This is a genomic window from Allobranchiibius sp. GilTou73 (assembly GCF_021391335.1).
In the GTDB taxonomy this organism is placed as follows: Bacteria; Actinomycetota; Actinomycetes; order Actinomycetales; family Dermatophilaceae; genus Allobranchiibius; species Allobranchiibius huperziae.
Genome location: NZ_CP090051.1, coordinates 1,995,506 through 2,022,394, shown reverse-complemented (window position 1 = coordinate 2,022,394; position 26,889 = coordinate 1,995,506). Strand labels below are relative to the sequence as shown.

Genomic DNA, 26,889 nt, shown 5'->3' with positions numbered 1-26,889 from the left:
CCTCCCGGCGTACCGTGGCGCCATGGCTGCCCCCACTGACAACGACCCGGCATTCCAGCACTTCGCACACCCGGAGCGACTCGTCTCCACGCGGTGGCTGGCCGACGCGCTGGACCGCGGCGAGGACCTCGTCGTGCTCGAATCCGACGAGGACGTCCTGCTCTACGACGCCGGCCACATCCCTGGTGCGCACAAGCTCGACTGGCACCTGGACCTGAACGATCCGGTGAGCCGCGACTTCGTCGACGGCGAGCACTTCGCGCAGGTGATGGGCGAGCGCGGCGTCGGCCGTGACACCACCGTCGTGATCTACGGCGACAAGAGCAACTGGTGGGCGGCGTACGCGCTGTGGGTCATGACGCTCTTCGGCCACGAGGACGTGCGGCTCCTCGACGGCGGCCGGGCCGCGTGGGCGGCCGAGGACCGCCCGCTGACCCGCGAGGTGCCCACCGCGACGCCGGTGCAGTACCCGGTCGTACGACGCGAGGACCCGCCCATCCGCGCGTACCGCGACGACGTCCTGGCACACCTGCCCGGCCCGCTGGTCGACGTACGCTCCCCCGGCGAGTACAGCGGTGAGTTGCTGAGCATGCCGGACTACCCGCAGGAGGGCGCGATGCGCGGCGGCCACATCCCCGGCGCGCGATCCGTGCCGTGGGCGCGGGCGGCCGCCGAGGACGGCCGGTTCCGCGGGCGCACCGAACTCGAGGCGATCTATCAGGGCGAGCAGGGGCTCGCGCCCGACGACGACGTGGTCGTCTACTGCCGCATCGGTGAGCGGTCGTCGCACACCTGGTTCGTCCTCACCCATCTGCTCGGCTTCGGATCGGTGCGCAACTACGACGGCTCGTGGACCGAATGGGGCAACTCGGTGCGGGTGCCGATCGAGACCGGCGCACCGTGAATGAGGACCTTCCCGCCCCGATGGCGGAGCTGGCGGACGACTTCAACGCGCTCGAACCCAAGGATCGACTGCAGTTGCTGCTGGAGTTGAGCGACGAGCTCCCACCGCTGCCGCAGCGGTACGCGGACGAGCCGGGCAAGCTCGAGCAGGTGCACGAGTGCCAGTCCCCGCTCTTCCTCGCAGTCGAGGTGGACGACCAGGAACGGGTGCGCCTCTTCTTCCAGGCCCCACCGGAGGCGCCGACCACCCGGGGGTTCGCCGGCATCCTGCACACCGGGCTCGACGGTCAACCCGCGCGTGCGGTGCTCGACGTACCCGATGACGCCGCATGGAGGTTCGGGCTCGCAGAAGCGGTGTCTCCGTTGCGAATGCGTGGGATGCTGGCCATGCTCTCCCGCATCAAGAGACAAGTCCGCGAACGCACGTCGGGGATGCCTGTGCCCGACCACACCGGTGAGGTTCGAGAACACCCATGAACAAGAAGGCATTGATCGCGATCCCCGCAGTGATCGCGGTGATCGGCCTCGTGCTGCTGATCATCGGATTCGCCTCCGGTGGGGGTGCGAAGGTCTCGTCGTTCTCCAACGGCGCCCGCGTCACCTCCTCCGACGCCGGCTTCTCCCTCTACAGCAAGGACAAGGCCGCCCGCGCCGCCACGGTCTGCACGGCGGTGTCCAACGGCAAGACGTCCCCGATGGGGCGTCCGACCTCTGATTTCTCGGTCAAGAGCGGCGGAAGCACCTACTGGGAGGTCGCGCGCAGCACCGACGGCATGACCAAGGGCGACTACACCGTCAACTGTGCGGGCAGCAACAACCTGTTCGCCGGCACCCGCGCTGACAAGGTCGGCGGCGGCTTCAAGGTACCCGGCATCGTCCTCGGCCTGATCCTGCTCATCGGCGGCCTGCTCGGCGTCGTCCTGCTCAGCCTGCTGGGCCGCAGGAAGACGGCTGCGGGCGGCGCCCAGGGGCAGTACACGGGCTACCAGCAGGGCAGCGCCTACGGCCAGGGGTACGGCGCGCCCGGCGCGTACGGCTCGTCCTCGGGTCAGCAGGGCCGGCAGGGTGGCTACGGCCAGCAGCCCGCCCAGCAGAGCGGGTACGGCCAGCAGCCCGCCCAGCAGAGCGGGTACGGCCAGCAGGGCCAGCCCGGCCAGCGGGGTGGCTACGGCCAGCAGGCCGCCCAGCAGGGCGGGTACGCACCCCAGTCCGGCCAGGGCAGTCAGTCGGGCAGCGGGTACGGCCAGCAGGGTGGCTACGGCCAACAGCCGGGCCAGCAGGGTGGATACACACCTCAGTCCGGCAGCGGGTACGGCCAGCAGGGTCAGCCCGCACAGCAGGGCGGCTACGGCCAGCACTCGGGCCAGCAGGGTCAGCCCGCACAGCAGGGCGGCTACGGCCAGCACCCGGGCCAGCCCAGTCCGTCCGGTGGCTACGGTCAGCAGGGTGGGTACGGCCAGCAGCCGGGCCAGCAGGGCGGGTACGCACCCCAGTCCAGCCAGGGCGGTCAGTCGGGCAGCGGGTACGGCCAGCAGGGTGGTTACGGTCAGGGTCAGCCCGCTCAGCAGGGTGGATACGGTCAGCAGGCTCAGCCCGCTCAGCAGGGTGGGTACGGCCAGCAGCCGGGCGGATACACCCCACCGTCCGGTCAGTCCGGCCACTCCGGCCAGCCCGGCCAGTCCGGGACTGCCTACGGCCAGCTGCCCTCCCAACAGGGCGGACACGGCCAGCAGCCGGGTCAGTCCGGTGGGTACGGCCAGCAGGGCCAGCAGAGCGGTTACGGCGAGCAGCCCTGGCAACAGGGGCAACAAGGGCACAGTTCGACCCCGGTCGATCCGGCCGACGCGCCCACCACGGCCATCTCGGGACTTCCCGTCGATGACCAACAGGGTCAGCAGAACCAATATGGTCAGGACGGTGGCCGGCGCCCGCAGGGCGAGCGTGACGAGCACGGCACCGACGACCAAGGCGGGCAAGGCTGAACAAGTCTACTGTCACCGCACGGGCCCCGTATCCCTCGTGGATGCGGGGCCCGTTGCTCGGCCTTGCCGTCGACGCGCGCACGGGCGAGGTGGCCATCGCGACGAATGCCGGCTCACCCGGCACCGCGCAGATCGACCACCAGGCGCACCTGTCCGAACCCGTCCGCGCGGGCGAGTTGATCGCCGCTAGGGACGGCGACACCGCCCATCCCGTGCGCTGGGTCTGGTGGTCCGACCAGGTCCCTCGCGCGCTGCTCGCGCACGGCATCCGCCCCGGCCGCGGACTCGACCTGTTGCAGACCGACCTGCTGCTGCACGGCGGTGCCCGAGCCGCGCCCGAGCACATCTGGGCCCGCGCGATGGGCCTGGACCCTGACGGCGTGCCTGCCCGCCACCAGGGTGATCTGTTCGACAGCCCGGACGATCCGCCCGTCGGGAGCGACGGGCCGCAGCCCCTGGACGAGCAGGGCTACCTGCGACCGGGTTTCCTGGCCGCAGAGGGGTCGACCGCTTCGCAGTGGGCGCATCTGGCCGTGCGCGTGGCCGAGCAGCAGACACAACAGCTGCAGGAGCGTCCTCGGGCGGTGGCGACGGCGTACAGCGAGTCGGGCGCCGCGATGCTCGCGCTGGAGCTGGAGCGCACCGGCCTCCCCGTGCACCGGCCCACCCTCGAGCGGCTCATCGAGGCCTCGGCCGGACCTCGGCCGCACACTCCGCAGCACGAGATCGACGCGCGTGCGGTCCGCGATGCCGCCGTGCTGGCGCTGATCCCGCCGGGGCGGGCCGTCGATCTGCGCAACCCCGAGCAGGTGCTCAACATGTTGCACGGGTTGGGGATCCGGGTGGACAACACCCGCAAGTGGGAGCTGGATCGATACCGCAGCACCCACCCCGTCGTCGACGCCCTGCTGCGGTGGCGGGCCGACGAGCGCATCGCGACGACGTACGGCTGGGCGTGGCTTCGCGACCATGTCGGACCCGATGACCGACTGCGGGGGCGGTGGCACTCCTTCGACGGCGGGGCGGGGCGGATGACCGCGGAGGCGGGGCTGCACAACCTGCCGGCTGCGCTGCGCCCGGCGGTCGTCGCCGCGCCCGGGCACCTCTTCATACGCGCCGACCTCGGCCAGATCGAGCCGCGCGTGCTGGCCGTCGTCTCCGGCGACCCGGCGCTGATCGCCGCGACCGCACAGGACGACCTCTACCGCACCGTCGCCGATCAGCTGCGGGTCGAGCGGCCGATCGCCAAGGTCGCGGTCCTGTCGGCGATGTACGGCGGCGCGGCGGGTCAGGCGGCCGCGGCGCTGGAGGGTCTGGACCGGGCCTACCCCACCGCGATGGCGTATCTGCGGGCAGCGCAGGCCACCGGTGAGAGCGGGGGCTCGATCACGACGTACGGCGGACGACTCATCACTGTGCCGCGCAGCACCGAGCAGGCTCAAGCGCGGGCGCGGGGGCGCTTCGCCCGCAACGCCGTGGTGCAGGGGGCTGCTGCGGAGTTCTTCAAGGCCTGGGCGCTCACCGCGCGGCACGCGATTGCGGCGTACGACGCCCGCATCGTGCTGTGCCTACACGATGAACTCCTCGTGCACGTGCCCGAGGAGCACGCTCCCGCCACGGCGGCCGCGGTCGACTCCGCGCTCCAGGACGCCGCACGCCGCTGGACCGAGGGCTCACCGGCGCGTTTCGTCTCCGACACCGGCATCGTGCGCAGCTGGGCCGACGCGAAGCCCTGACTCGACGAAATGGACATGCAGGGCGGGGCACATGTGCCCCGCCCTGCATGTCCGAAACGTGAGATCAGTTGGAGTTGTCATCCGACTCGTCGCGCAGGAACTTCTCCAGCTCGGCGCCGATCTCGTCGGCGCTCGGCAGTTCGGCCATCTCGTTGGCCAGCAGGTTCTGCCGCTGCAGTCCCTCCTGGAACGCGTCGTACTGCTGCTCCAGCCCCTGCACCACCTCGACCACGTCGGGGTTCTCGGCGACCTGGCGGCCGATCTCGGCGCGGTGCAGTCCCGCGACGGCGGTCAGCTCCTGCATCGGGATGCTGAGGCCGGTGAGGGCGCACACCGCCCGGAGCGCGGCCACGGCGGCGTCACCGAAGTCGGTCTGGGTCAGGTAGTGCGGCACGTGGATCGCGAATCCGGCAGTGTCGATGCCGGATTCGGCCAACCGCAGGTGCATCAGCGACTCGAGGCTCGAGGGGATCTGCACCATCCCGAAGACCGGGTTGTTCTCCGGCATCAGCCGCTGGTCGCTGGCATAGCGCGTCATACCGACCGGGCGGGTGTGCGGCACGGCCATCGGGATGCCGTGAGCGCTCACGACGAGCTGCACACCGAGGCGGCGTACGAGCATCCGCACGGCCTCGATCACGCGCTCCCACTGGTAGTCCGGCTCCGGGCCGGCCAGCAGCAGGAACGGGGTGCCGTCGTCGTCGGTCATCCGGAAGAGCGTCAGCGCCGGGTCGTCGTAGTCGCTGTAGTGGTCGCGGTCGAACGTCATGACCGGACGGCGTCCGCGGTAGTCGAGCAGTTGGTCCAGGTCGAAGGACGCCACCACCGTGTGCTCGAGGGCGCCGAGCAGGTGTGACACCACCTGCTTCTGGGTGTTGCCGGCGTCGATGAGGCCGCCGAGCGCCACGACCATCGTGTGAGCGCCCAGCTCGCTGGGATGGGTGTCGTTCTCGAAGCGATACAGCTCCTGTGGATCCTGCACGGTGCTCTCCTGCTGACGAATGATGCGCTGTTCGCGCCTTCCTCTGCCCGTTCCAACGCCCGGCCAGCGCGCACGATTCCCGCGTGGCACTCCCCCGTCGCGCGATCTGCGTCACTGTCCGCGCGGGACGCCGGCACGCGTCAGGCGGGGACCTGCTCGCCGTATCCGAGAGTGCGCAGCCGCGCACGGAGCCGGTCGGCGTTCGTGGCCAGCACCTGCGGGTCCTGTCCGTGCGTGACGGCGTTGACGTCGAAGTCGCCGTGACCGTTCGCGGGCCAGACGTGCACGTGCAGGTGGGGCACCTGGAAGCCTTCGATCAGCACTCCCGCCCTCCGTGCGCCCCACTCCTGCACCTGCGCGCGGCCGATCACCTTGCCGACCGACATGAGGGTGGCGATGAGGTCGTCGTCCGCGTCGAGCCACTGATCCACCGGTGTACGCGGCACGACCAGCGTGTGTCCGTCGGTGAGCGGGTCGACCGAGAGGAACGCCACGCACACCGGGTCCTGCCACACGATCTGGCCGGGGATCTCTCCGTCGATGATCTTCTCGAACAGGGTGCTCACGGGGCGCCTCTCGACCGCAGGGACATCGGGTCCGGCCAGCATCTCAGGTCGTCGGCGCGCCGCGGTTCTCACGGGTCCGGCGTCGCCGAGGTGAGGCCGGGTTAGCGTGGTGAGCTCCGAGCATCGACAGCACTGGATGGGACCGCGATGACCGAGCACGCGACGCTGCGACAGTTGAGCGGCATGCCAGAGGCACCCGCGCCGTTGGCCGACTCGACCTTGATCATGATCGACCTCCAGAACACCTACACCCGTGGCGTCATGGAGCTGGACGGCGTCCAGGCGGCGCTGGACCAGGCTGAGGAACTCCTGTCGAACGCGCGGGACGCCGGCATCCCGATCCTGCACGTCATGCATGACGACGGTCCGGGATCGCCCTACGATCTGCAGGACGACATCGGCCAGATCGTCCCGCGCGTCGCCCCACGTGACGGCGAGCCGGTCATCGTCAAGAATTACCCGAACGCCTTCACCGACACCGATCTTCACGAGCGGCTGCAGGCCGCACCGGGCCGCGACCTGATCATCGCCGGGTTCATGACCCACATGTGCGTCAACTCGACGACGAGGGGGGCGTTCAGCCTCGGATACTCGCCGTCGGTCGTCGCGGGGGCTACGGCGACGCGCGCCCTACCCGGCACCGACGGCGGCGCCCCGGTGTCGGCCGCTGCCCTGCAGGCCGCCAGCCTGGCCGCCCTTGCCGACCTGTTCGGCGTCGTCGTCGGCACACCCTCCGACATCCCGGGCTGACCGCTTCGAGCGTGGTCGTCGCATCCGGGCCGGCCACGTATCAGGTCATCGGCGCCGCCTCGATCCGGTCCATCGCCTTGCGCAGTCGCTGCACCGAGACCGCCCCTGAGGTGCCGAGCCGTTGGGCGAAGAAGCTGATCCGCAGCTCCTGCACCTGCCAGCGCAGCCGGCGTACGGCGTCCTCGCGGCGACGGGCGGGCGGCAGACCCTCGATGAGGTCGCCGAGCTCCCGCTCGACGGCGTGCACCTCGTCCATCCGCTGGGCGTCGCGGGCGATGTCCTCCGGCGCACGTTCGAGGCGTTCGAGCATCCCGCGCAGATAACGGTCCAGATCGCGCAACCGGGAGGCGCCCGTCGCCGCTACGAACCCTGGATAGACGAGTCCCTCATGCTGATGTCGCACGTCGGCGACGAGCTCCGCGACGGACGGGCGGATCATCGAGTCCAGCGCGAGCTGCACCTCGCGGGAGTGGTGCAGCACGGGCACCAGGCCCTCCACGATCGACAGCACCTGCGCCGACGCCTGCTGGCGTGTCTGCCGCAGCACCGCGTCGAACCGCTCCCGGGTCCGCACCGGCCCCGGTGAGGAGTCCGCTGCCACCACGGCGTCGACGGCGGCGGCCAGGACGTCGGAGAGCACCGCCTGCTGGTCGGCGTGCGGTCCCCAACCGAGCGCGAGCCGCTGGGCGTTGTCGAGCATCCCCAGCAACCGCGACCAGGGCACGTCCAACTGCAGCAGCAGCAGGCGGCGTACGCCGGCCGGGTGCTCGGCGTCGCGCTCCGCGGCGCTCGGCAGCACCCGCAGGGCGACGCTGTCACCTTCGTCCACGAGTGCCGGGTAGCCCTGCACAGTCCGTTTGCCGATGCGTTCGGTGAGCTCGGGGGGCAGGTCCTCGAAGTCCCAGGTCATCAGTCCGGATCGCTCGATCTCGCTGCCGGCCCGGGACAGCACCGAGCGCACCCGACCGGAGAGCTGCTCGCGCAGGGCGGACAGGTCCTCACCGTGCGAGAGCGCGCGGCGCCGCGAATCCTCCACGCGGAACGTTGCTTTGAGGTGGTTGGGCACTCGGTCCCAGTCCCACTGGTCGGCCGGGACGCGCACGCCGGTGAGTTGCTGGAGTGCTCCGGCGAGCTCGGTCGTGATGGAGCCGCGTGCCGGGTGCATCAGCGGCAGCGCCCGCGCCGCGACGTCGGGCGCGGGCACGAAGTTGCGACGCATCGCCTTCGGTAGCGACCGGATGAGCGCGGTCACCAGCTCGCCGCGCACACCGGGCACCAACCAGTCGAAACCGTCCTGGTCGACCTGGTTGAGCTGTTCTACCGGGACATGCACTGTCACACCGTCATCACCGGATCCCGGCTCGAAGCGATAACTGAGCCGCAGATCGAGCTCTCCGCTGGACCAGGTCCGTGGATACTCGTCGAGGTCGATGTCGGCGGCATCGTCGCCGCGCAGGTCGTCCTCGGACATCGTCAGCAGGTCGGGTGAGCTGCGCTGCTCCTTCTTCCACCACGCGTCGAAATGCGCTGCGGAAACGATGGATTCGGGGATCTTGGCGTCGTAGAACGCGTAGACGGTCTCGTCGTCGACCACCACGTCACGGCGCCGGGTGCGTGCCTCCAGATCGCGCAGCCGCGCGAGCGTCTGACGGTTACGTTCGGTGAAGGCGTGCCGACTCTCCCAGTCGCCTTCGACCAGCGCGGATCGGATGAACAGGTCGCGCGACATCACGGGGTCGATGGACCCGTAGTCGACCTTGCGACCGGCGGCCAGCGGCAGCCCGTAGAGGGTGACCCGCTCGGCGGCGACCACACTGCCGCGGCGGCGCTCCCAGTGCGGCTCGGCGTAGCTGCGCTTCACCAGATGACCACCGGCGCGCTCGACCCAGGCGGGGTCCACCGCGGCGTTCGTCCGCGCCCAGAGCCGGCTGGTCTCCACCAGCTCTGCAGACATCACCCAGTCCGGCGGTTTGCGGAAGAGCGCCGACCCGGGCTGGATCGCGAACCGCACGCCGCGGGCACCGAGGAAGTCGCGCTTCTCGCGGTCACGCAGACCGACGTGCGACAGCAGACCGGTGAGCATCGCCTGGTGCACGGCGTCCTCTCCGGCCGGGGTGTCCGCGCGACGCATCCCCTGCTGCTTGCAGGCCTCGCGCAGCTGGGTGTGCAGGTCCTGCCACTCACGCACCCGCAGATAGTGCAGATACTCCCGTTGGCACATCCGGCGGAAAGCGCTGCTGGACAACGCCTTCTGTTGCTCCTTCAGATAGCGCCACAGGTTGAGCAGCGACAGGAAGTCGCTGGTCTCGTGGCGGAAGCGGGCATGCGACTGGTCGGCCTGCGGACGCTTCTCGGCCGGTCGCTCACGAGGATCCTGGATCGACAGGGCCGCGACGATGACCAGCACCTCGGCCAGGGCGCCGTTCTCCGCGCCGGCGAGCAGCATCCGGGCGAGCCGGGGGTCGGTGGGAAGCGCGCTGATGGCGCGGCCGGCGGCGGTCAGACGCGGGGTGCCCCGGGAGCCGCGCTCCTCGACGGCCTGCAACTCCTCCAGCAGCCGCACCCCGTCGCTGATCTGGCGGGAGTCCGGCGGCTCCACGAACGGGAACCGGGCCACGTCGCCCAGGTCCAGCGACGCCATCTGCAGGATGACCGAGGCGAGGTTGGTGCGCAGGATCTCCGGATCCGTGAACTCCGGGCGAGCGAGGAAATCCTCCTCGGAGTAGAGCCGGATGCACACGCCGTCGGCCACCCGCCCGCATCGGCCCGACCGCTGCCGCGCGCTCGCCTGCGAGACGGGCTCGATGGGCAGCCGCTGCACTTTGGTGCGCTGGCTGTAACGGGAGATGCGCGCGGTGCCGCTGTCGACGACGTACCGGATGCCCGGAACGGTCAGTGAGGTCTCGGCGACGTTGGTGGCGATGACGATCCGTCGTCCGCCATGCGAGCCGAAGACCCGGTGCTGCTCGGCGGCGGACAGCCGCGCGTAGAGCGGCAGCGTCGCGGTGCCGGGGAGGTCGAGGGCGTCGAGCGCCTCTGCGGCGTCACGGATCTCGCGCTCGCCGGAGCAGAAGACCAGGATGTCCTGCGGTCCCCCGTCGGACACCGGCTCGCTCCACAGCTCCTCGACGGCGCGCACTATGCCGGTGACCTGGTCGACGTCGACCAGTTGGGGCCCGGACGGCCCGGCGATCTCCTCGACCAGGGGCCGGTAGCGGACCTCCACCGGGAAGGTGCGCCCGGAGACCTCGATCACGGGAGCGGGCACGCCGTGCTGGGCGAAGTGCTCCGCGAACCGGCCCGGATCGATGGTGGCCGAGGTGACGATGACCTTCAGGTCCGGTCGCCGCGGCAGCAGCTGCTTGAGGTAGCCGAGGATGAAGTCGATGTTGAGCGAGCGCTCATGGGCCTCGTCGATGATCAGCGTGTCGTAGCGGCGCAGATCGCGGTCGCGGCGCAGCTCCGACAGCAGGATGCCGTCGGTCATCACCTTGACCAGGCTGTCCGGGCCCGAGTGGTCGGCGAAGCGCACCTGGTAGCCCACCACTCCCCCGAGCGGGACGTGCAGCTCGTCGGCGATCCGGTCGGCGACCGAGCGCGCGGCGATCCGGCGCGGCTGGGTGTGCCCGATCATCCCCGCGATGCCGCGGCCCATCTCCAGCAGAATCTTCGGCAGCTGGGTGGTCTTGCCCGAGCCGGTCTCGCCGGCCACAACCACGACCTGATGCGCCTCGATCGCGGCACGGATGCGCACGCGCTCGGCGACCACCGGCAGCTGGGGCGGGTACTCGATCGCGGGCAGCAGCGACCGGCGGCGTTGCTGCGCGGCCTCGTCCAGGCGCGGCGGACGCCCCGCGGACGTCGTACGCGGGCGGCGGCGGGTCGGGCGGGTGCGGCGTGAGGGCTGGGTCATCGGGGATCTGGTCCATTCTCCCGTACCGGCCGGGCAGGTCGCGCTGAGGTGAGATCCGCGTTCGGGACGGTGAGTCGCGCTCAGCACCATCGCGAAGCCGGATCTCAGAGGGACGGTGACGGCCCGAGGTCGCCGAGGGGCAGGCGCGCCAGCACCTCGTGTCGCGCTCTGCCATGTGGCCCCTCGCCCCGGTAGGAGGCGATGACCTTGACCTCTTCGGCCGACCAGAACGCTCCGCTGTAGCCGTCGAGCAGACGCACCCAGCGGTCGAGCGGGGTCGGGCGACCGCAGCGGGCGACGGTCACGTGCGGCCGGAACCGCTGTCCGTCGACCTGCGCGCCGCTGTGGGCGGCGGAGCCACGGACGCCGGCCGCGAGCGCCTGCAGTTCCTGGTCGGCGTGCTCGTCGGTGCGCAGCCCGACCCACATCACCTTGGCGCGCGCGGGATCGGGAAAGGCCCCTCCTCCGCCGAGGCACAGATCGAACCGGTCCCGGCGCCCGGCGGCCGCCGCGACAGCCTCCACCAGGTCGTCGAGGCGGTGTTCGGGGACATCGGGCAGGAAGGCCAGGGTGAGGTGGAACTGCTCGGCGTCGGTCCAGCTGAACGGCGCGGCGTCGCGTCGTACGTCGAGGAAGTCGTCGAGGCGCGCCACCTCCTCCTGAGGGGGCCGCAGAGCGATGAAGACACGGGGCATGAGGATGCCAACCACCCTGCGGGTGCTGGCATTCCGTGCAGCCCTAGGGCATGGGCACCTCGATGAACACCGGGCGTGATGCCTGGGGCGCCTGCGCCATACCCGCGAGGGTCGTAGCGGTGCGAGACAGCGAGACGAGCAGGTCACCGTCGCGCAGGGCCAGCTCGGGGTGCGCCAGCGGCTGGTAGGTGATGGTGCCGTCGCCGGGAGCCGGCACCGCGACGATGCGCGAAAGCGCCCACGGGCCCTGCGGCTGCGATGCGGTCCACACCCCCACGCGCTGTTGCAGATCGCCGCCGCGCATCGAGACGGCGACCCAGGAGGTTCCGAGGTGACTGACGCTCAGGGCCTGGCTCACGGTGTCCCTGCCGAGCAGGGGTTGGGCGGCTGCGGCGTCGGGGATCCAGGCGAGGCCGTTCCAGTAGGTCCACGCGGTCGGATCCTGCACGCCGGATGCCGCCACCCGCGCGATGTACAAGCTGCGTCCCGCACCACGCGCGGAGCCGCCGCGGGTGCCGTAGACGTACACCTCGTTCCAGTCGCGGACCAGGGCCGAACCCCAGGTGATCTCCTGCGAGCGGGGTACGGCGACCACCGGGCCGGGCACCGGCGTCCCGCCACGCGGCACGTCGAACCGCGCGATCGCCGTACCGGAGATGGTGAAGTCCAGGAGCGACCTGCCACGCCGGATGCGCGAGCACGCGACGTAGACCTGGTCGCCGCGCGCGGTGGGCACGGCCGTGACCGAGGTCGGCCAGCACACCGTCGGCGGGGTGTCGGCGATCACCGGACCCCGGCCGGCCGGCACCACCTGCGAGGTGCACAACCCCGAGGTGACGAGCATGGAGTTCGCGGCGAACCGGTCGGCCGCGCTCGGATCGCGCAGCGTGTCGCCGAACGCCCACAGCACCCGTCCGTCGCTCAACGGCGTGCTCGCGCCCACGTCGGCAGCCCGCCAGAGCGGAAAGCCCTGCAACGACTGCATCCAGGAGTTGAGTTCGCCGACGTCGTAGGTCTGGCCGGGCGCCACGTCGCCGCACGCGGTGACCGTCGAGAGCGCAGCCGCCCCTCCGGTCCAGGATCGAGCGGAGTAACTGGGCGGCGCCTCGTCCCTCGGCAGGGCGCAGCCAGCGAGGGCCGACACGCAGATCATCGTCAGCACAGCGACGACGACCCGGCGGGGCTCCCTCATCCGGCCACCCTAGGCGGCGCACGGCGGCGGCGACGGCTCGTCGTACTCAGCGGAACGCCTCGTCTCCGGGACGTCAGGGAAGCACGCCTGCGGCGGTCAGGGCCTGCGTGATGCGATGCGCGGGGTACGGCGTCCTGGGGCGGCCGGCGTACAGCTCCCAGTGGAAGTCGTTCATCACGACCGCGATCGCGGCATAGCGACACACCGTCGACCCCAACGGTGCGGGCAGTCCGACGGCGGAGCCGTCACGGACGCACCGTCGCAGGTAGTCGTTCCGTTCGACCGGGCCGGGATGGGCGATCACGGTGGTGACGATGGTGTTGACGAGCTTGGTCACGACGTAGGCGAGGTCGTGATCGACCGTGTGCTGCAGGAACTGTCGCTCGGGCTCGGTGACGTCGAACGACGGTGACGCCGCCAGACCGAAGTCGGACACGTAGACGCGGTCGCCGTCGGTCAGCAGGTTGCGGAAGTGGGCGTCGAAGTGGGTCAGTCCGCCCGACCGCATACAGCGGACTGCTCCCAACAGTTGGTGCTCGAGAAGCGCACACGCGGCCTCCGCGGCCGGCGCGTCGCCGGCCAACTGCCTCGTGAACCACTGACGCACGGTCTCGGGGACGTGCTCCAGGAACAGGACGACCGCGTCCGAGGCCCGCGCCATCGCCTCCAGCCGTCGTCGAACCGCCGGGGAGCCGTCCCAGAACCGGACGGCATGTTCGATGTCGTTCCGCTGCCCCAGGGTCGCCTCGGAAGGTGGACTCGGCAGAACGCGGTAGTAGTGCAGGAGCGGGAAGTTGGCGCAGGTACCCGCCAGCGCCCACCTGGTGGTCATCTCGTGGGCGGCCACCTCGCGCCACGCTCCGAACCCGGCGGAGCCTACTCCCCACGAGTACCAGGTGGGCAGATCGAAGACGTTCGCGGTGGGTCGGTTCGAGCCGGGACGGCGTTCGGCCTCGGTCAGAACGACCGATTTCACGAACACCGATGTGCCGAGCACGCTGATGCGCATCGTGGAGCCGCCGATCCCGGTGCCGCCGAGCTCACCGCCTTCGAGCGCGGCCGCCAGCTCGCAGTCGGACCAGGAGGCCAGCTCCGCCGACACCGCGCGGTGCCTGATCGTTCTGCGCTCAAGGTCGTCCACTCGGCGAACGCTGCCACACGGCCGGGCGGCGCGTCCCTCCGACGCGGGGTCGGACGCGAATCGCCGCCGTCCCGAGGCGGGAGCGGCGGCGGATCGTCGTACGACGGGTGCCTACTTGGCGGCCGCGAACCCCTGCTCGAGGTCCGCCAGGATGTCGTCGATGTGTTCCAGCCCGACCGCGAGCCGCACCAGACCCGGCGTGACGCCGGCCAGCAGCCGGTCCTCGTCGCTGCCCTGGGAGTGGGTGGTCGAGGCCGGGTGGATCACCAGCGAGCGCACGTCGCCGATGTTGGCGACGTGGCTGTGCAGGGTGAGCGCTTCCACGAACGTCTTGCCCGCCTCGGCGCCGCCGGCGATCTCGAACGCCAGCACCGCGCCGGATCCGAGCGGCGTGTACTTCTGTGCCAGCTCGTAGTACTCGTCACCGGGCAGCGACGCCCAGCGCACCGACTCGACCTGATCCTGCTGCTGCAGCCATTCCGCGACCGCGCGGGTGTTCTGCACGTGCCGCTCGATGCGCAGGCTGAGCGTCTCGACACCCTGCGCGATCAGGAACGCGTTGAACGGCGAGATCGAGGACCCGAGGTCGCGCAGACCCTGCACCCGTGCCTTCAGGATGAACGCCAGGTTGGCGCCGAGCGGGCTTCCGACGCCGAGGTCGCGGGCGTAGACCAGCCCGTGGTAGCTCTCCTCGGGGGTGTTGAAGTTGGGGAACTTCTCCGGGTCCTTGCCGAAGTCGAAGTTGCCGCTGTCGATGATCGCGCCGGCGATCGCCGTGCCGTGCCCGCCCAGGTACTTCGTCGCCGAGTGCACGACGATGTCCGCGCCGTACTCGATTGGGCGCAGCAGGAACGGCGTGGCGACGGTGTTGTCGACCACGAGCGGTACGCCGAGCTCGTGCGCGACGTTCGCGACGGCCTCGATGTCCAGGATCTCGATCTTGGGGTTGGAGATCGTCTCGCCGTAGAAGAGCTTGGTGTTGGGCTGGGCGGCTGCGCGCCAGCTCTCCGGGTCCTTGGTGTCCTCCACGAAGGTCACGTCGATGCCGTACTTGGGCAGCGTGAACTTCAGCAGGTTGAAGGTGCCGCCGTAGAGCGACGGGCTGGCCACGATGTGGTCCCCGGCCTCGGCGATGTTGAGGATCGCCAGCGTCTCTGCGGCCTGGCCGGAGGCGACCAGCAGCGCGCCGACCCCGCCCTCGAGGTTGGCCAGGCGCTGCTCGACCACGTCGGTGGTCGGGTTCATCAGTCGTGTGTAGATGTTGCCGAACTCCTGCAGGCCGAAGAGCTTGGCCGCGCGGTCGGTGTCCGGGAAGACGTACGACGTCGTCTGGTAGATGGGCAGGGCGCGTGCGGTGGTGGCCGCATCGGGCTCCTGGCCGGCGTGGATCTGACGGGTCTCGAAGGACCAGCCGGGGCTGTCGGTCATCGTGTCGCCTTTCGTGACGCAGGGTGCGGCACCGGCGAGCTCGCACTGCGCCGACGCTGCAGCGGATGGCGGGAGGCCCACGATCCGCGCTTGCCGGGGGACGATCGGCATCCACCGGCCAGGTCTTCACCCGGGGCACCCCACCGCGGAGGAGGGTTGCCGGCCAGCACGCCGGGGCCTGACGCTGGCACTCATGACCTACAACGTGAGGTTATGACACCCCAAGGCCGGCGCGAGGTCAATCTCGATATACGGACGTCGGTCGTCAGCGTTTTCGTGACGCCGACACCACAGATCCGCTGACAACCGCGAGGTCAGAGCAGCTGGGCGATCGTGTAGATGAGCAGCCCGACCAAGCCTCCGACGATCGTGCCGTTGATGCGGATGAACTGCAGGTCGCGCCCCACGTGCAGCTCGATCCGCGACGCCGCCTCCTTGCCGTCCCACCGCTCGATCGTGGTGGTGATCACCGAGGTGAGTTCGCGCCCGTACGTCGTGACGACGTGGCCGACGATGCTCTCGAGTCGGCGTTCTATGGAGTCGCGCAGGGCCTCGTCGGTCCCGAGCCGCTCCCCCGCATCGGTCAGCGCGCGCGACAGGCGTGCGTGCAGGTCGCTGTCCTCGTCGCGCAGTCCGTCGACGATCGCCGTACGCACCGAGGCCCACAGGGCCAGCACCGTCCCCGGCACCGAGGGGTGCTTCAGCAGGTGCTCCTTCAGCGACTCGGCCTGGGCCATCGTCGCCTCGTCGTGCTGCAGGTCGTGGGCGAGCTGCCCCAGCAGGTGGTCCAGCGCCTGCCGGGTCTGGTGCTCCGGGTCGTCACGCACGTCGGCGAGGAATCGCAGGATCTCCAGGTGGATACGCGACGTCACCGTGTCGTCGAGCCACTTCGGGGACCACCAGGGTGCCCGGGAGCCGAGGATCGCCACGATGGTCTCGGGGTTGGCCGCAACCCAGTCGTGCAGCTCCCGCACCCCGAGATCGACCAGCGACGTGTGCGACCGGTCGCGCAGGATGCCCTCGAGCAGGTGCCCGGCCAACGGTGCGATCGGTTCCCTGCTCAGCCGGGGCAGGACCAGCCGGTCGAGCAGCTCCAGCACCTCGCGGTCGTCGATGGACTCCAGCCCGCGCGCGAGCGGCGGCGCTGCCGTGCGTACGACGCGGACGCTGTTGTCGCGCACCGCGAGCCACCGCCCCACCCGCGCCGGGATCTGCGCGGCTGCGAGCCGCTCCTGGACCGTGTCGGGCGTGAGGAAGTTCTCCGCCACGAAGTCCTCGAGGCTCGCGCCGATGGCGTCCTTGCGCTCCGGGATGATCGCGGTGTGCGGGATCGGCACGCCCATGGGGTGCCGGAAGAGGGCGGTGACGGCGAACCAATCGGCGACGGCGCCGACCATGGCCGCCTCCGCCGCTGCGTTCACGTAACCCCAGACTCCCCCGTGGCCGTGGGTGAGCACGAAGATCACCGCCGCTAGTAGCAGCAGCCCGAGCGCCACCGTCCGCATCCGGCGCAGACCGGCGCGGCGGGCCGCGTCACCGGCGCCCAGCAGCGGACCCAGAGGAGGGATGGGAGGTACTTCGGAGATCAGATCAGCCCTTCCACTGTGCCTGCGGGGTGTCGTTGAGACCACCCGCGAACGCCAGGGTCATGGTGCTGAGGTCGGTTCCGACCGGCACCTCGAACACGACGGCTCCGTTGGCGTCCTTGGTCGTCGAGTTGAGCGTGGTGCCCGACAGTTGCTGGGCCTCGGGCAGAGCGCTGGGGCTGCTCGTGCGGTAGCAGGTGCGGTGAGCGGCATCGAAGAGGTTGAAGTCGATGTAGCTCATGTAGAGGGTGTACCCCGAGACCAGATGGGTACGCACGTCGACGGCGACGTACTGCATTCCCGGGTCCAGCAGGCTGGGGTCCGCGGCCGTGATCTGGCGCGGCTTGGCCGGGCTGACCTGCAGCGTGCGCTGAAGCTCATCGGTGACCTGCACCATGGTCCCGAACGGCTTGGTCGCCATGGTCGCGGAGTACGTCGGGCCGATGGTGGAGTCGGTCTTGCAGACTGCGCCGGCCGAGCTCTGCGGCGCACTGCTCGACGTGCTGGGATTGGTGCTGTCACCGGACGTGCTCGAGGAGCCCGACGGCGCGGCGGATGCCGAGGTCGTGCCCGACGCCGCGACAGTGGGAGTCTCGAGGCCGGGCGCGGTCGCCGTGCCGCATGCAGCGACCGTCGTCGCGGCGAGCGTGATGAGGGCCGGTAGACACAGGGACGAGGCGCGCGACATGGGTGAATTCCTCACGGACGGGACGACATCGGGGAGCAGGGGACCAGTGTCCTTCATGCGATGCCCCGACGCGGCACATTGGAGCCAGCTCGTGTCGCGGAGCGGGTCAGCGCGTCCACTCCGCCTTCGCCAACTCATCCGAGTCATCTGCGAACGTGAGCGTGTACGACGTCAGGTCGGCGCCGGACGGAGTCTCGTAGATCACCGAACCCCGTGCATCACGATGCGCCGTGCTGACCGTTGCCGTCGACGCGAGCAACTGGCCCGCGGGCAGGACGTCGTCGAAGGCGGACGCCTGCTGGCAGGAGATGCGGTGCGGGTCGTACAGCGCGAAGTTGTCGTCGGACTGCCCGTAGGAGGCACCTGAGACCAGGTGGGTGAGGGTGGGGAACGCGACGTACTGCATCCCGTCGGGAGGCGGGTTCTCACTCTGCGAGCTGACGATCCTGGGCGTCCCGACCGTGATCTGCACCTTCGCTGCCGGGTACGCCGTGAGCACGGACACGGTCTTCCCGAACGACACGACCTGCGCCTTCGGGTTCAGCACGGCCGACAGGTCGGCGTCGAACGGACAGGTGACCGTACCCGCCGGGCCGGCGACACCGCCTTCGCTGACTGTCGGTATCGGCTGTGACGACGACGTCGCCGAGCGCGACGGGGGCACGACGACGCCCGGTGCCCGGGTCGAACACCCGGCGAGAGCGATCACACCGGCTGCTGCGAGCGCTGCCCAGACACCTCCACGACCTGGCGCGCCCATCCGCCGACCGTGTCGTCCGGCCGCGGTCACGACTGCCACCGCGCACTGGCGACCCGGCTGAACGCCCCGTTGTAGGCCAGCACGAGCGCACGTGGGTCGGACCCGGCGTCGACCTCGAAGACCAGGGCACCGGATGCGGGTGGCGACCCGGCGCTCGGGTGTGAGTCCTGCAGCAGCTGGGCATCCGGCACGACATCGGAGTCCTTGGCATCCTTGCAGGCGTCGCCTCGCGGATCGAAGAGCGCGAACTGGTCAGCGCTCACGGAATGGTCCGAACCGGCCACCACCTTGAGGGTGACGGCGACCGTGACGAACACGTGGCCCGGATCGGGTGCCTCCGACGGCGAGGCGACCTGCGACGGCGTCGTGGCCAGGATCTGGACGACCGCCGGCGGTCCGTCCAGGCCATCCGGATCCGGAGCCGAGCGAACGGCGACCGCAGAGCCCCAGGGGCGGGTCGGTGTCTGCGCGTCCGGCGAAGGGTCCGACCCGAACTGCGGTGCGTCGCAGCGGGCCGACTTCACGCTCGAAGTCGTCGAGTTCGACGAGGTCGGCGCCGGTGGCCGAGAGGCCGCCGAGGTCCCGGAGGAGGACGACGCATGTGCACCACCACTGCATGCGGTGACGAGGCCGAGACATGCCCCCGCGATGGCGACCCACCCCACACGGCGTCCGGACCCCCGCACTCGCTCCTCCTCGCACTAGGCCGACCTGATCGAGTCGACGGTACGGGAACCCGAACGGCCGGATCCAGAAAAGACCCGGAGCTCACGAGATCCAGGATTCGGTCGCCAGATGGCTCAGTCAATCCACCTGTCGGTGGCCGTATCACCCAGACCTCGAAGGAACGCCACCGTCAACGACGACACGTCCACGGCGATCGGCACCTGGAAGACCATCGAGCCCTTCCTGGTCTTCTTCGTCGCGCTCAGGTCTCCGTCTTTCCATTCCTGCGCTGCAGGGATCGCACCGGTGTCCTCGCGATAGTCGCAGCGATTGCCCTGACGGTCGAGCACACTGAACGAGTCGATCGAACCGATGTAGGTCGAGTCCCCGGAGTTCAGCGTGACCGAGAGGTCCACGGCGACGTACTGATAACCGTCCTTCGGCGCGTCCTCGGCCACCGCCGAGACCACGCGCGGCGCCCGCACCGTGACCGACAGCTTCACCACGTCCGAACCGGCGCCTGTGTCGGCGTCGTCGACCGGAGCGGTCGTGCCGAAGCGATGAGACCTGGTGCTCCCACCAGGGGTCGGTCCGAATCCCAGGTAGGCACCGCAGGTGCCGACTCCCGTGTCGGACGTACTGGGCAGAGCAGTGACCGGTGGGGCGCTGGTGACGACGTCCCGGCTCGGGGTGACGACTGTCGGTGCGTCGGTGCCTGCGCCGCATCCGGTGAGGACGCCGACCGACCCGATCGCCGACGCCACGACCGCGAGCCGGACCCCGCGACCGCCGCGCCGGGTCAGCAGATACGTCATCTTCCGTCTCCCGTCCGAAGGTGGCGACATTCTCGCCGAGCACCGGATCCCTGTGTGAGTAATCGCTGAGAGCCGTCAGCGCAACGGTGCCGGTCCGTCATCGGGTCGTGGGTACGACGGCGCTCGCCTGCACCCGGTTCCGTTGCGGCAGCGGGCCGAGCGCCGAAACGCGCACCAGCTCGGCGATCTCGTCCAGGCGAGCCGACAGCGCGTCCGGTGTCGCGTCGAGCGTGAGGGGCAGGCACAGCAGCCGAGTGCCGGTGCCGCGGATGCGCATCTGCGGCTCGGGTGGGTGCTCGGCGTCGGCGTAGACCAGCAGTGCGGTCGGCACCGGTAGCGACGCCGCCTGCAGCAGCAGCGCCGAGACCTCTTGCGACAGGGCCGACGATGCGCCGACGAGACGATGGCTAGCCTGCAGTACCAGGGCCGGCCGAGCACCACGCATGACCACCAGGTCCGGACGGACCGGCAGCCGGGCATCGTCGTCCAAGGAGTACGCCGGCCGCTCACTCACGTGCAGCATCGGCCACAGCCGGGCCTGGAGCTCGGCGGCGACCCACCGCTGGAACACGTCCTGCAGATCGATCAGGAACGCGTGGGCCCGGTGCTCGCCCTCCCGATGGGAGATGGTGACGCCTTCCAGGGCCTGCCCGGCCAGGTCGAGCGCCGCCGCGTAGTGCTCGTTGAGCCGGGTGATCGGCACTCCCCCGCGGTGGTCGTCGGGCACCGTGGGCGACACCCCGTCGAAGCGCACCGCGAGCGCGGTTGCCCCGCGACGCAGCACCGGCGGCAGGGCGGGCCAGCGCAGCAGCTGCTCCAGGGCGCACCGCAGCATCCTGTTCTCCGGGACGTCGACCGTGAAGTCGTCGTATCCACAGGGCGGGCGGGCCGCGGCCCACGGACGGACCGCCACCTGCTCGACCAGCAGCCGCCCGCGGATCACGTGCAGCGACTCCTCCCGGTGCAGGTAACCGTGCAGCAGCCCGCGGCGGGTGCAGTCGTCGATCGCCCGCAGCAGGAACGCGGCCACGCCGTCCACGAGGTCGACGCCGCCCTCCCAGCCGACTTCCTCACGTCCGAGGGTGCCGCCCGGGATCCCTGCGGAGAACATCGTGAAGAGGTTCGCCATCCCCGCGCGCGGGGTGACCCGCACGGTGAGCCCCGGCACGTGCACGGCGCCCACCCAGGAGGCGGACCGCAGTCGTACCTGCCCGGGGTCGGCGGTGGCCTGCACCTCCAGTCGCCCCGGCACCAGATCGAGCAGCCGTTCGCGGGCGGCGCCGTCCAGGGGGAACGGGTCGGACGTGGAGTGCTCGGTGAGCGTGACGGTGCGCACGGCGTACGACGTCAGGCGGGCGGGAGCGGGCGGGTGGACCCGGCCGGACCGTGCCGCTCGAGAACTGCCGCCCAGGTGAACGTGCGCAGCAGATCCTCCCGGCCGTAGAACTGGTCCTCGATGAACGGGTAGATGCTGTAGTTCCAGATCCGTTGCAGCGCAGCGTCATCCAAGTGATCGACCATGAAGTGGCTGTGGCCGATCTGCAGATGCGGCCCCCGCAGGGCGTGCCGCAGCTCCTCGTTGACCCGGTCGACCAGCTCGGCGACCCAGACCGGACCGTCGTGTGCGCTCAACCAGCGCAGCAGCAGCCCCTCCATCGGGCCCTCGTGCGGCATGAACGGCACGAAGTGGAAACGCCGGCGCAGCGCCGCGTCGACCAGGGCGATGGAGCGGTCGGCGGTGTTCATGGTGCCGATGAAGAGCAGGTTGGGCGGCAGCTCGAAGCCCTCGTCGGGCCGATAGGAGGTGAGGACGCTGCTCGAGCGGTACTCCAGCAGGTAGAGCAACTCACCGAACACCCGCGGCAGGTTGGCCCGATTGATCTCGTCGATGACCATCACGTGCGGGGTCGTCGGGTCGGCCTCGGCGGCTTCGGCGAGCAGCGCGAGCGGGCCCTTGCGCAGCTCGTAGACCATCTGCCCCTGGGCGTCCAGGCGTGGTCGGAAGCCTTCGAAGAAGTCCTCATACGACGTCGAGGGGTGGAACTGCACGACGGCCCGTTTGGTCGAATCGGGTTGCAGGGCAGCGGCGAGGCGCTGCGCGAGGAAGGTCTTGCCGGTGCCCGGCGGCCCGTAGAAGACCACCTGCTTCTTCTCCTCCAGCAGGCCGTGCACCTCGCGCAGGAAGTCCTCGTCGACCAGCAGGTCGGCGGCTGCCTCGGCGATCAGATCGCGATCCGGATCCGCGACCGCCTCTCCGCGGTGCAGCAGCCACCGGGCGAACTGCACCTGCCCCCAGGGGTCGCCGGGCAGCAGCGGTTCGAGCCGCGCACGCAACCGGTCGGACGCGGTGAGGTGCAGCCGCGCGCGCGTCGTATCCGAGGTCTCGGGCAGGTCGACCCCGAGCACGCGGGCCAGAGCGACCTTGCCGTCGGCCCCGCCGAGGGGGTAGACGGGCAGATAGCGCGCCGGGTGGACCACCGCCATCAGCTTCATCACGACCGTCTCACCGAGGCCGGGCACGGGCGGGTCGCTGAGGACGGCGTCGATCCGTTCGGCGTCACTGCCGCTCCCCCAGAGCAACGTCTTCAGCGCGCCGGCGAGCCGGTCGAGGCCGGGCGCGTCGAGGCCGGCCAGGGCCGCCTGGAGCACCGAGTGGCTGCCGACCGCGCCGTACGCGCGTCCGGTCACCAGCCGGCGGAAGGAGGCGAGGTCGAAGGCGTCGAGACCGTCCGGGTCCAGGTGGGCGGCCAACGATCGACGCTGCTCCTCGTGCCAGCCGTCGCGCTCCGTGGGGTAGGGCCGGCCGACCCGGAACTGCTCCAGGTGCGCCAGCAGCTCCAGGTCGGCCGGGCCCGTCGGTGTCGGGTCGTGGCCGGCGAGCACGTCCACGAGGGGCGTGACCGCGCGGGCGGTCGCGAGCAGTTCCTGGGCGACGTCCGCCCGGTCGAGCGCCTCGGGGTGGGGCCACCAGCGGCCCACGAAGATCTCGCCGCCGGGATAGGACCGGCCGGCGGGAGACACCCGGTCGGCGGTAGCCGCACCGTCGACGGCGAGGAACTGGACTTCCGGCGGCAGATGACGCTGCACGGCGGCGGCGATCCGCGCCTGGCGGTCCTCGGCGCCGACACCGACGTGTCCGGCCCCGGGCCAGCCCGCGTGCAGCCCGACGGCGACCCCCGAGCGCGTTACCCACAGTCGCAGCGCCGGCGCCCCTGCGTCGCCGGGCAGCGACCAGGTGGCGTGCAGGTCGGCGCGGAAGGGGGCGTCCCGGCCGGTGCCGACGCGCGTCTGCAGGTTGGTCTCTCGCAGCCGCAGCCCGGTGGCCTGCTCCAGCGGCCGGTGCAACGAGCGCGTGAGCAGCGTTGCCGCACCTCGCAACTGGCCCGCCAGGCCCGCTGCCCGCGCCTCGGACTCCGCGCGCGGATACCCCGGCATCGGCTGATGCTCGTCCATCAGCTCCGCAGCCTCGTCGCACGTCTGCGGCAGGCCGCTGCCCACGCCGACGAACGGGCCGGCGGCCTCCAGGTAGACCATCAGCCGTTCCACCTCGCATGGGTCGTGCGAGGCGAGACCACGGCACAGCTGAGCGAACGCGACGTAGCGCTCGGCGTGGGTCATGTGCCGCCCCATCCAGCCGAGCGTGAGGAACGACGCCACGGCGGGCGACCACGCGACCGGCCAGCGGGCGGCGCGGTCGGTCGTCCAGAACACGGAGAGCACCGGCAGAACGGGCGAGGTGGTGTGCGCGCCCGTTCTGGCGACGTCTTCCAGAGCCCTGATCCGTGCGGCGGCCTCGTCGTCACCGTCGGGGGTGCGGCACACCGCGACGAACAGGTCGGCCAGATCGCGTTCGTGTCCGGCGCTCGCCTCGACGAGCTGGTGCAGCCATGCCGGACCGGACGGAGCGAACTGGGCGAACGGCCCCGGCCGCGCACCCCAGGCGGCAACGGCATCCGCGAACGCGCGTACGTCCCGGCGCAGCGTCAGAGCCTGCAGGATCTCCCGCATCTCGGCGCACCGCTCCTCGCCGTGGCGGTCCTCGGCGGCCCAGCGGGCCTGCGCGGTGGCGTCCTGACGCGCGGCTGCCGCGAGCAGGTCGTACGTCGTACGCCATCGCTCGAGGTCGCGTCGGTGCTCCGGCGACGGCTGGTCGGTGGTCGCGGGCTGATCGTGCGCGGTGTGCGGTTGGGCCACGTGAGGTTGGACTCTCAGGGTCGGTGCGTGGACGGTGCGGGATCCGGGATGTCGCCCACTTTAGCCGGGCACAGCGGGCCCCAGCGGGCACCCGGGACCGGTCGGGCACTACACCTGTTGTGTGAAGTGGCTTACAGTGACGACATCCAACCGAGCGTCCGGAGAGTCCCCAGGATGACCGCGAATTTCGCCCACACCGAGCTACCGCACCCCCCGGGACGCCGACGCGTGCTCGGTGACGTCGTCTCCGTGATGCGCGCTCCGGGCGGGGGTCCCGTCCAGAAGATGCTGCACCTGTCGAAGGGCGCGGGGCCGCTGTTCGAGCTGCGGACCTTCGGGATGAAGTTCGTGCTGACCACGGACGCGACGCTGACCGCGGAACTCAGCGACGAGGGCCGCTTCCAGAAGGCCCTCGCGCCCGGCGTCAAGGCACTGCGCGAGGTGGCGGGCGACGGGCTCTTCACGGCGTACACCGACGAACCGAACTGGGCCCTGGCGCACGATCTGCTGCTGCCGGCGTTCACCCGCGCCTCGATGCGCGGGTATCACGACACGATGAACGCCGTGTGCTCGGAGTTGATCTCGGCGTGGGATCAGGAGAGCGAGCCCGTCGACGTGTCCCCCTGGCTGACTAGGATGACGCTGGAGACCATCGGGCGGACGTCGTTCAGCACCGATTTTGGCTCGTTCACCAGCGACGAGCAGCACCCGTTCGTGACCGCCATGATCACCGCACTCGCGGGCGGGCAGCGCCGCGCGTTCCTGTCGGCGGTCCCCGGCGGCCGGCTGCTCATGCGGCACGGACGGAAGGTCTACGACGAGCGTCGGGCGTACGTCGACGCGATGATCGACGACATCGTCGAGGCCCGCCGGGCGAGCGGCGACCGTCGCACCGACGACCTGCTGGGCCTGATGCTGAACTCGCGCCACCCCGACACCGGTGCCGCCCTGGACCTGACCAACGTGCGCTACCAGATCAACACCTTCCTCGTGGCGGGACACGAGACCACCTCGGGCGCCCTGTCGTTCGCGCTCTACTACATGAGCCGCGACCGCGAGGTGATGCGCCGGGCCCAGGAGGAGGCCGACGCGATCCTCGGGACCGATCCCGACGCGGTGCCCACCTTCGAGCAGGTGCCGAAGTTCCGCTATATCCGCCGTTGTCTCGACGAGGCCCTGCGCCTGTGGCCGACGGCTCCGGGCTTCGCGCGCGGACCGCGGCACGGCTCCGAGACGATCGGCGGCCGGTGGACGCTGCACCGCGACGACTGGGTGCTCGTGATGCTCACGGCCGTGCACCGCGACCCGACGGTCTGGGGCGACGACGCCGACTCCTACGACCCGGACCACTTCCTGCCCGCGAACGTGCGTGCTAGGCCCGCCCACTCCTACCTGCCGTTCGGCGTGGGCGACCGGGCGTGCATCGGGCGGCAGTTCGCCCTGCACGAGTCCGTGCTGGCGCTGGCTCGGCTGGTGCACCGCTACGACCTCACGCCGGACCCGTCGTACGACCTGCGGATCGCCGAGCGGCTCACGCTGATGCCGCGGGACTTCCGCCTCGGGGTCACCCGACGTACGCCGAAAGACGTTGCGGGGTCTACGGATCCACGCCCGTCAGAGACGGAAACGGCATCCGGGGTCTCCGGCTGCCCCGTCGCCCACTGACCGCGCGGGCGAGGTGACGCTCAGATGACGCGCAGCCGGATGGTCTCCGGCAGGGCCGCCAGCTCGTCGACGACGGCGCGCGGGATGTCGTTGACGTCGGTGATGACGTAGCCGTTGTCACCGAGCGTGCTCAGCATCTGCCCCTCGATGTTGACCCCGTGCGCGGCCAGGATGCTGTTGACCTTGGCGAGGACGCCGGGCATGTTCACGTGCAGGTGGGTGACCCGGTGCCCGCCGGGGCGCGCCTCCAGGGTCAGCGTCGGGAGGTTGACGTTGAGCGTGGTGGTGCCGCGCTGCACGAAGTCGCGCAGCTTGGTCGCCACGAACCGGCCGATGTCCTCCTGCGCCTCCTGGGTCGAGCCACCGACGTGCGGGGTGAGGATCACATTGGGGATGCCCTGAAGGGGTGAGACGAACCGCTCGCCCTTGACCTTCGGCTCGGTCGGGAAGACGTCGACCGCCGCGCCCGCGATGTGCCCGGACAGCAGACCCTCGCGGAGCGCGTCGTAGTCGACCACGAAACCGCGCGACAGGTTGAGGAAGAGCGCGCGCGGACGCATCCGCCCGAACTGCTCGGCCCCGAAGAACCCGGCGTTGCCCGACCGTCCGTCGACGTGCAGCGTCACCACCTCGGCGACCTGCAGCAGCTCCTCCAGGCTCTCGCAGCGGTGGGCGTTGCCGAGGGCCAGCTTGTCCTCGGTGTCGTAGAAGAACACCCGCAGCCCGAGCATCTCGGCCACGACCGACAGTTGGCTGCCGATGTTGCCGTAGCCGACGATCCCGATGCTGCGGCCGCGGATCTCGTGGCTTCCGGTCGCGTCCTTGTTCCAGGTGCCCGCGTGCAGGTCGCCGTCCTTCTCGGTGAGCCGGCGGGCCATCGCGATGATCTCGCCGATCACGAGCTCGACCACGCTGCGGGTGTTGGAGAACGGCGCGTTGAAGACCACGACTCCGCGTTCGGCGGCCGCCTTGAGGGCGACCTGGTTGGTGCCGATGCAGAAGGCTCCGATCGCCTGCAGCTGCGTGGCGGTCTGCAGCACGCGTTCGGTGACCTCGGTCTTGGACCGGATCCCGAGCAGGTCCACCCCGTCGAGCGCCGCGATCAACTCGTCCTCGTCCAACGCGCCGGCGTGCGACTGCACCTCGATGCCCGAGTCCTGCAGCAGCGAGACGGCGAGGGGGTGGATGTTCTCCAGGAGCAGTGCTTTCACGCGGCCCATTGTGCCG

Annotated in this window: 21 protein-coding genes and 1 riboswitch; of the genes, 6 read left to right on the top strand and 15 right to left on the bottom strand. The window is 70.7% G+C overall.

From position 1 onward, the window contains the following. Nucleotides 1-22 precede the first annotated feature (22 nt). From LVQ62_RS10065 to LVQ62_RS10050, 4 genes are read left to right on the top strand one after another with little or no spacing between them, the layout of a single operon-like run. Nucleotides 23-904 (top strand): sulfurtransferase, encoded by an 882-nt coding sequence (locus LVQ62_RS10065; protein WP_233761316.1) that lies wholly within the window; start codon nucleotides 23-25, stop codon nucleotides 902-904. Then, a complete protein-coding gene (locus tag LVQ62_RS10060; RefSeq protein ID WP_370639600.1) occupies nucleotides 859-1,380 on the top strand; it encodes a SufE family protein in 522 nt (173 codons plus the stop codon). Before LVQ62_RS10065 ends, LVQ62_RS10060 begins: the two co-directional genes overlap by 46 nt. After that, entirely contained in the window at nucleotides 1,377-2,885 is a 1,509-nt protein-coding gene (locus LVQ62_RS10055; protein ID WP_233761314.1) for a hypothetical protein, read from the top strand. The genes LVQ62_RS10060 and LVQ62_RS10055 overlap by 4 nt, the downstream gene beginning before the upstream one ends. 41 nt (nucleotides 2,886-2,926) lie before the next feature. Then, the gene (locus LVQ62_RS10050; RefSeq protein WP_233761312.1) at nucleotides 2,927-4,621 is read left to right on the top strand and encodes a DNA polymerase; all 1,695 of its coding nucleotides are present in this window, start codon (nucleotides 2,927-2,929) and stop codon (nucleotides 4,619-4,621) included. 64 nt (nucleotides 4,622-4,685) lie between these two features. On the opposite strand, the gene LVQ62_RS10045 is transcribed toward LVQ62_RS10050, so the two are convergent. Both LVQ62_RS10045 and LVQ62_RS10040 read right to left on the bottom strand, forming a co-directional pair. After that, entirely contained in the window at nucleotides 4,686-5,603 is a 918-nt protein-coding gene (locus LVQ62_RS10045) for a PAC2 family protein (RefSeq protein WP_233761310.1), read from the bottom strand. Nucleotides 5,604-5,743: 140 nt separating this feature from the next. Further along, nucleotides 5,744-6,169, bottom strand: a complete 426-nt coding sequence (locus tag LVQ62_RS10040; protein ID WP_179481547.1) for an HIT family protein — start codon at nucleotides 6,167-6,169, stop codon at nucleotides 5,744-5,746. Nucleotides 6,170-6,352: 183 nt separating this feature from the next. Here LVQ62_RS10040 and LVQ62_RS10035 point away from each other — a divergent pair, with 183 nt between their 5' ends. Further along, the gene (locus LVQ62_RS10035; RefSeq protein WP_233761308.1) at nucleotides 6,353-6,919 is read left to right on the top strand and encodes a cysteine hydrolase family protein; all 567 of its coding nucleotides are present in this window, start codon (nucleotides 6,353-6,355) and stop codon (nucleotides 6,917-6,919) included. 40 nt (nucleotides 6,920-6,959) lie between these two features. On the opposite strand, the gene hrpA is transcribed toward LVQ62_RS10035, so the two are convergent. The 12 genes from hrpA to LVQ62_RS09975 form a co-directional block, all read right to left on the bottom strand. Then, nucleotides 6,960-10,832, bottom strand: coding sequence for an ATP-dependent RNA helicase HrpA (gene hrpA, locus LVQ62_RS10030; RefSeq protein ID WP_233761307.1), 3,873 nt, complete (start codon nucleotides 10,830-10,832; stop codon nucleotides 6,960-6,962). Between the two features lie 104 nt (nucleotides 10,833-10,936). Further along, nucleotides 10,937-11,527, bottom strand: a complete 591-nt coding sequence (thpR, locus tag LVQ62_RS10025; RefSeq protein WP_233761305.1) for an RNA 2',3'-cyclic phosphodiesterase — start codon at nucleotides 11,525-11,527, stop codon at nucleotides 10,937-10,939. 43 nt (nucleotides 11,528-11,570) lie between these two features. Continuing rightward, nucleotides 11,571-12,719, bottom strand: a complete 1,149-nt coding sequence (locus tag LVQ62_RS10020) for a DUF4185 domain-containing protein (RefSeq protein ID WP_233761303.1) — start codon at nucleotides 12,717-12,719, stop codon at nucleotides 11,571-11,573. A 73-nt stretch (nucleotides 12,720-12,792) separates the two neighbouring features. Beyond that, nucleotides 12,793-13,860, bottom strand: a complete 1,068-nt coding sequence (locus LVQ62_RS10015) for a protein kinase family protein (RefSeq protein WP_233761301.1) — start codon at nucleotides 13,858-13,860, stop codon at nucleotides 12,793-12,795. Nucleotides 13,861-13,971: 111 nt separating this feature from the next. Next, complete coding sequence (locus LVQ62_RS10010) at nucleotides 13,972-15,288, bottom strand: bifunctional o-acetylhomoserine/o-acetylserine sulfhydrylase (RefSeq protein WP_233761299.1); 1,317 nt, start codon at nucleotides 15,286-15,288, stop codon at nucleotides 13,972-13,974. Nucleotides 15,289-15,369: 81 nt separating this feature from the next. Continuing rightward, a riboswitch (SAM riboswitch) is annotated at nucleotides 15,370-15,487 on the bottom strand. Nucleotides 15,488-15,602: 115 nt separating this feature from the next. Further along, entirely contained in the window at nucleotides 15,603-16,793 is a 1,191-nt protein-coding gene (locus LVQ62_RS10005) for a DUF445 domain-containing protein (protein WP_233761297.1), read from the bottom strand. A gap of 85 nt (nucleotides 16,794-16,878) precedes the next feature. Next, on the bottom strand, nucleotides 16,879-17,562 hold the full coding sequence (locus tag LVQ62_RS10000) for a DUF4352 domain-containing protein (RefSeq protein ID WP_233761295.1): 684 nt from the start codon (nucleotides 17,560-17,562) through the stop codon (nucleotides 16,879-16,881). Between the two features lie 106 nt (nucleotides 17,563-17,668). After that, complete coding sequence (locus LVQ62_RS09995; RefSeq protein WP_233761294.1) at nucleotides 17,669-18,271, bottom strand: hypothetical protein; 603 nt, start codon at nucleotides 18,269-18,271, stop codon at nucleotides 17,669-17,671. Nucleotides 18,272-18,348: 77 nt separating this feature from the next. Further along, complete coding sequence (locus LVQ62_RS09990) at nucleotides 18,349-18,846, bottom strand: DUF4352 domain-containing protein (RefSeq protein WP_233761292.1); 498 nt, start codon at nucleotides 18,844-18,846, stop codon at nucleotides 18,349-18,351. A 276-nt stretch (nucleotides 18,847-19,122) separates the two neighbouring features. After that, the gene (locus LVQ62_RS09985; RefSeq protein ID WP_233761290.1) at nucleotides 19,123-19,803 is read right to left on the bottom strand and encodes a DUF4352 domain-containing protein; all 681 of its coding nucleotides are present in this window, start codon (nucleotides 19,801-19,803) and stop codon (nucleotides 19,123-19,125) included. A 97-nt stretch (nucleotides 19,804-19,900) separates the two neighbouring features. Then, entirely contained in the window at nucleotides 19,901-21,139 is a 1,239-nt protein-coding gene (locus LVQ62_RS09980) for an McrC family protein (protein WP_233761288.1), read from the bottom strand. An 11-nt stretch (nucleotides 21,140-21,150) separates the two neighbouring features. After that, complete coding sequence (locus tag LVQ62_RS09975; protein WP_233761286.1) at nucleotides 21,151-23,997, bottom strand: AAA family ATPase; 2,847 nt, start codon at nucleotides 23,995-23,997, stop codon at nucleotides 21,151-21,153. Nucleotides 23,998-24,171: 174 nt separating this feature from the next. Between LVQ62_RS09975 and LVQ62_RS09970 the strand changes: the two genes are divergently transcribed. Beyond that, a complete protein-coding gene (locus LVQ62_RS09970) occupies nucleotides 24,172-25,662 on the top strand; it encodes a cytochrome P450 (protein ID WP_233761284.1) in 1,491 nt (496 codons plus the stop codon). Between the two features lie 20 nt (nucleotides 25,663-25,682). Here the strand turns inward: LVQ62_RS09970 and serA are convergent, their stop codons facing one another. Further along, nucleotides 25,683-26,882, bottom strand: coding sequence for a phosphoglycerate dehydrogenase (gene serA, locus LVQ62_RS09965; protein ID WP_233761282.1), 1,200 nt, complete (start codon nucleotides 26,880-26,882; stop codon nucleotides 25,683-25,685). Nucleotides 26,883-26,889 lie beyond the last annotated feature (7 nt).

Excerpts from the sequence above, each read along its gene's own strand:
- LVQ62_RS10060 (WP_370639600.1), top strand. The coding sequence starts at position 859 with ATGGGGCAACTCGGTGCGGGTGCCGATCGAGACCGGCGCACCGTGAAT.
- LVQ62_RS10000 (WP_233761295.1), bottom strand. The coding sequence starts at position 17,562 with ATGTCGCGCGCCTCGTCCCTGTGTCTACCGGCCCTCATCACGCTCGCC.
- LVQ62_RS10010 (WP_233761299.1), bottom strand. The coding sequence starts at position 15,288 with ATGACCGACAGCCCCGGCTGGTCCTTCGAGACCCGTCAGATCCACGCC.
- LVQ62_RS10035 (WP_233761308.1), top strand. The coding sequence starts at position 6,353 with ATGCCAGAGGCACCCGCGCCGTTGGCCGACTCGACCTTGATCATGATC.
- LVQ62_RS10055 (WP_233761314.1), top strand. The coding sequence starts at position 1,377 with ATGAACAAGAAGGCATTGATCGCGATCCCCGCAGTGATCGCGGTGATC.
- thpR (WP_233761305.1), bottom strand. The coding sequence starts at position 11,527 with ATGCCCCGTGTCTTCATCGCTCTGCGGCCCCCTCAGGAGGAGGTGGCG.
- serA (WP_233761282.1), bottom strand. The coding sequence starts at position 26,882 with ATGGGCCGCGTGAAAGCACTGCTCCTGGAGAACATCCACCCCCTCGCC.
- LVQ62_RS09985 (WP_233761290.1), bottom strand. The coding sequence starts at position 19,803 with ATGACGTATCTGCTGACCCGGCGCGGCGGTCGCGGGGTCCGGCTCGCG.
- LVQ62_RS10050 (WP_233761312.1), top strand. The coding sequence starts at position 2,927 with ATGCGGGGCCCGTTGCTCGGCCTTGCCGTCGACGCGCGCACGGGCGAG.
- LVQ62_RS10005 (WP_233761297.1), bottom strand. The coding sequence starts at position 16,793 with ATGCGGACGGTGGCGCTCGGGCTGCTGCTACTAGCGGCGGTGATCTTC.
- hrpA (WP_233761307.1), bottom strand. The coding sequence starts at position 10,832 with ATGACCCAGCCCTCACGCCGCACCCGCCCGACCCGCCGCCGCCCGCGT.
- LVQ62_RS09970 (WP_233761284.1), top strand. The coding sequence starts at position 24,172 with ATGACCGCGAATTTCGCCCACACCGAGCTACCGCACCCCCCGGGACGC.
- LVQ62_RS10065 (WP_233761316.1), top strand. The coding sequence starts at position 23 with ATGGCTGCCCCCACTGACAACGACCCGGCATTCCAGCACTTCGCACAC.
- LVQ62_RS10020 (WP_233761303.1), bottom strand. The coding sequence starts at position 12,719 with ATGAGGGAGCCCCGCCGGGTCGTCGTCGCTGTGCTGACGATGATCTGC.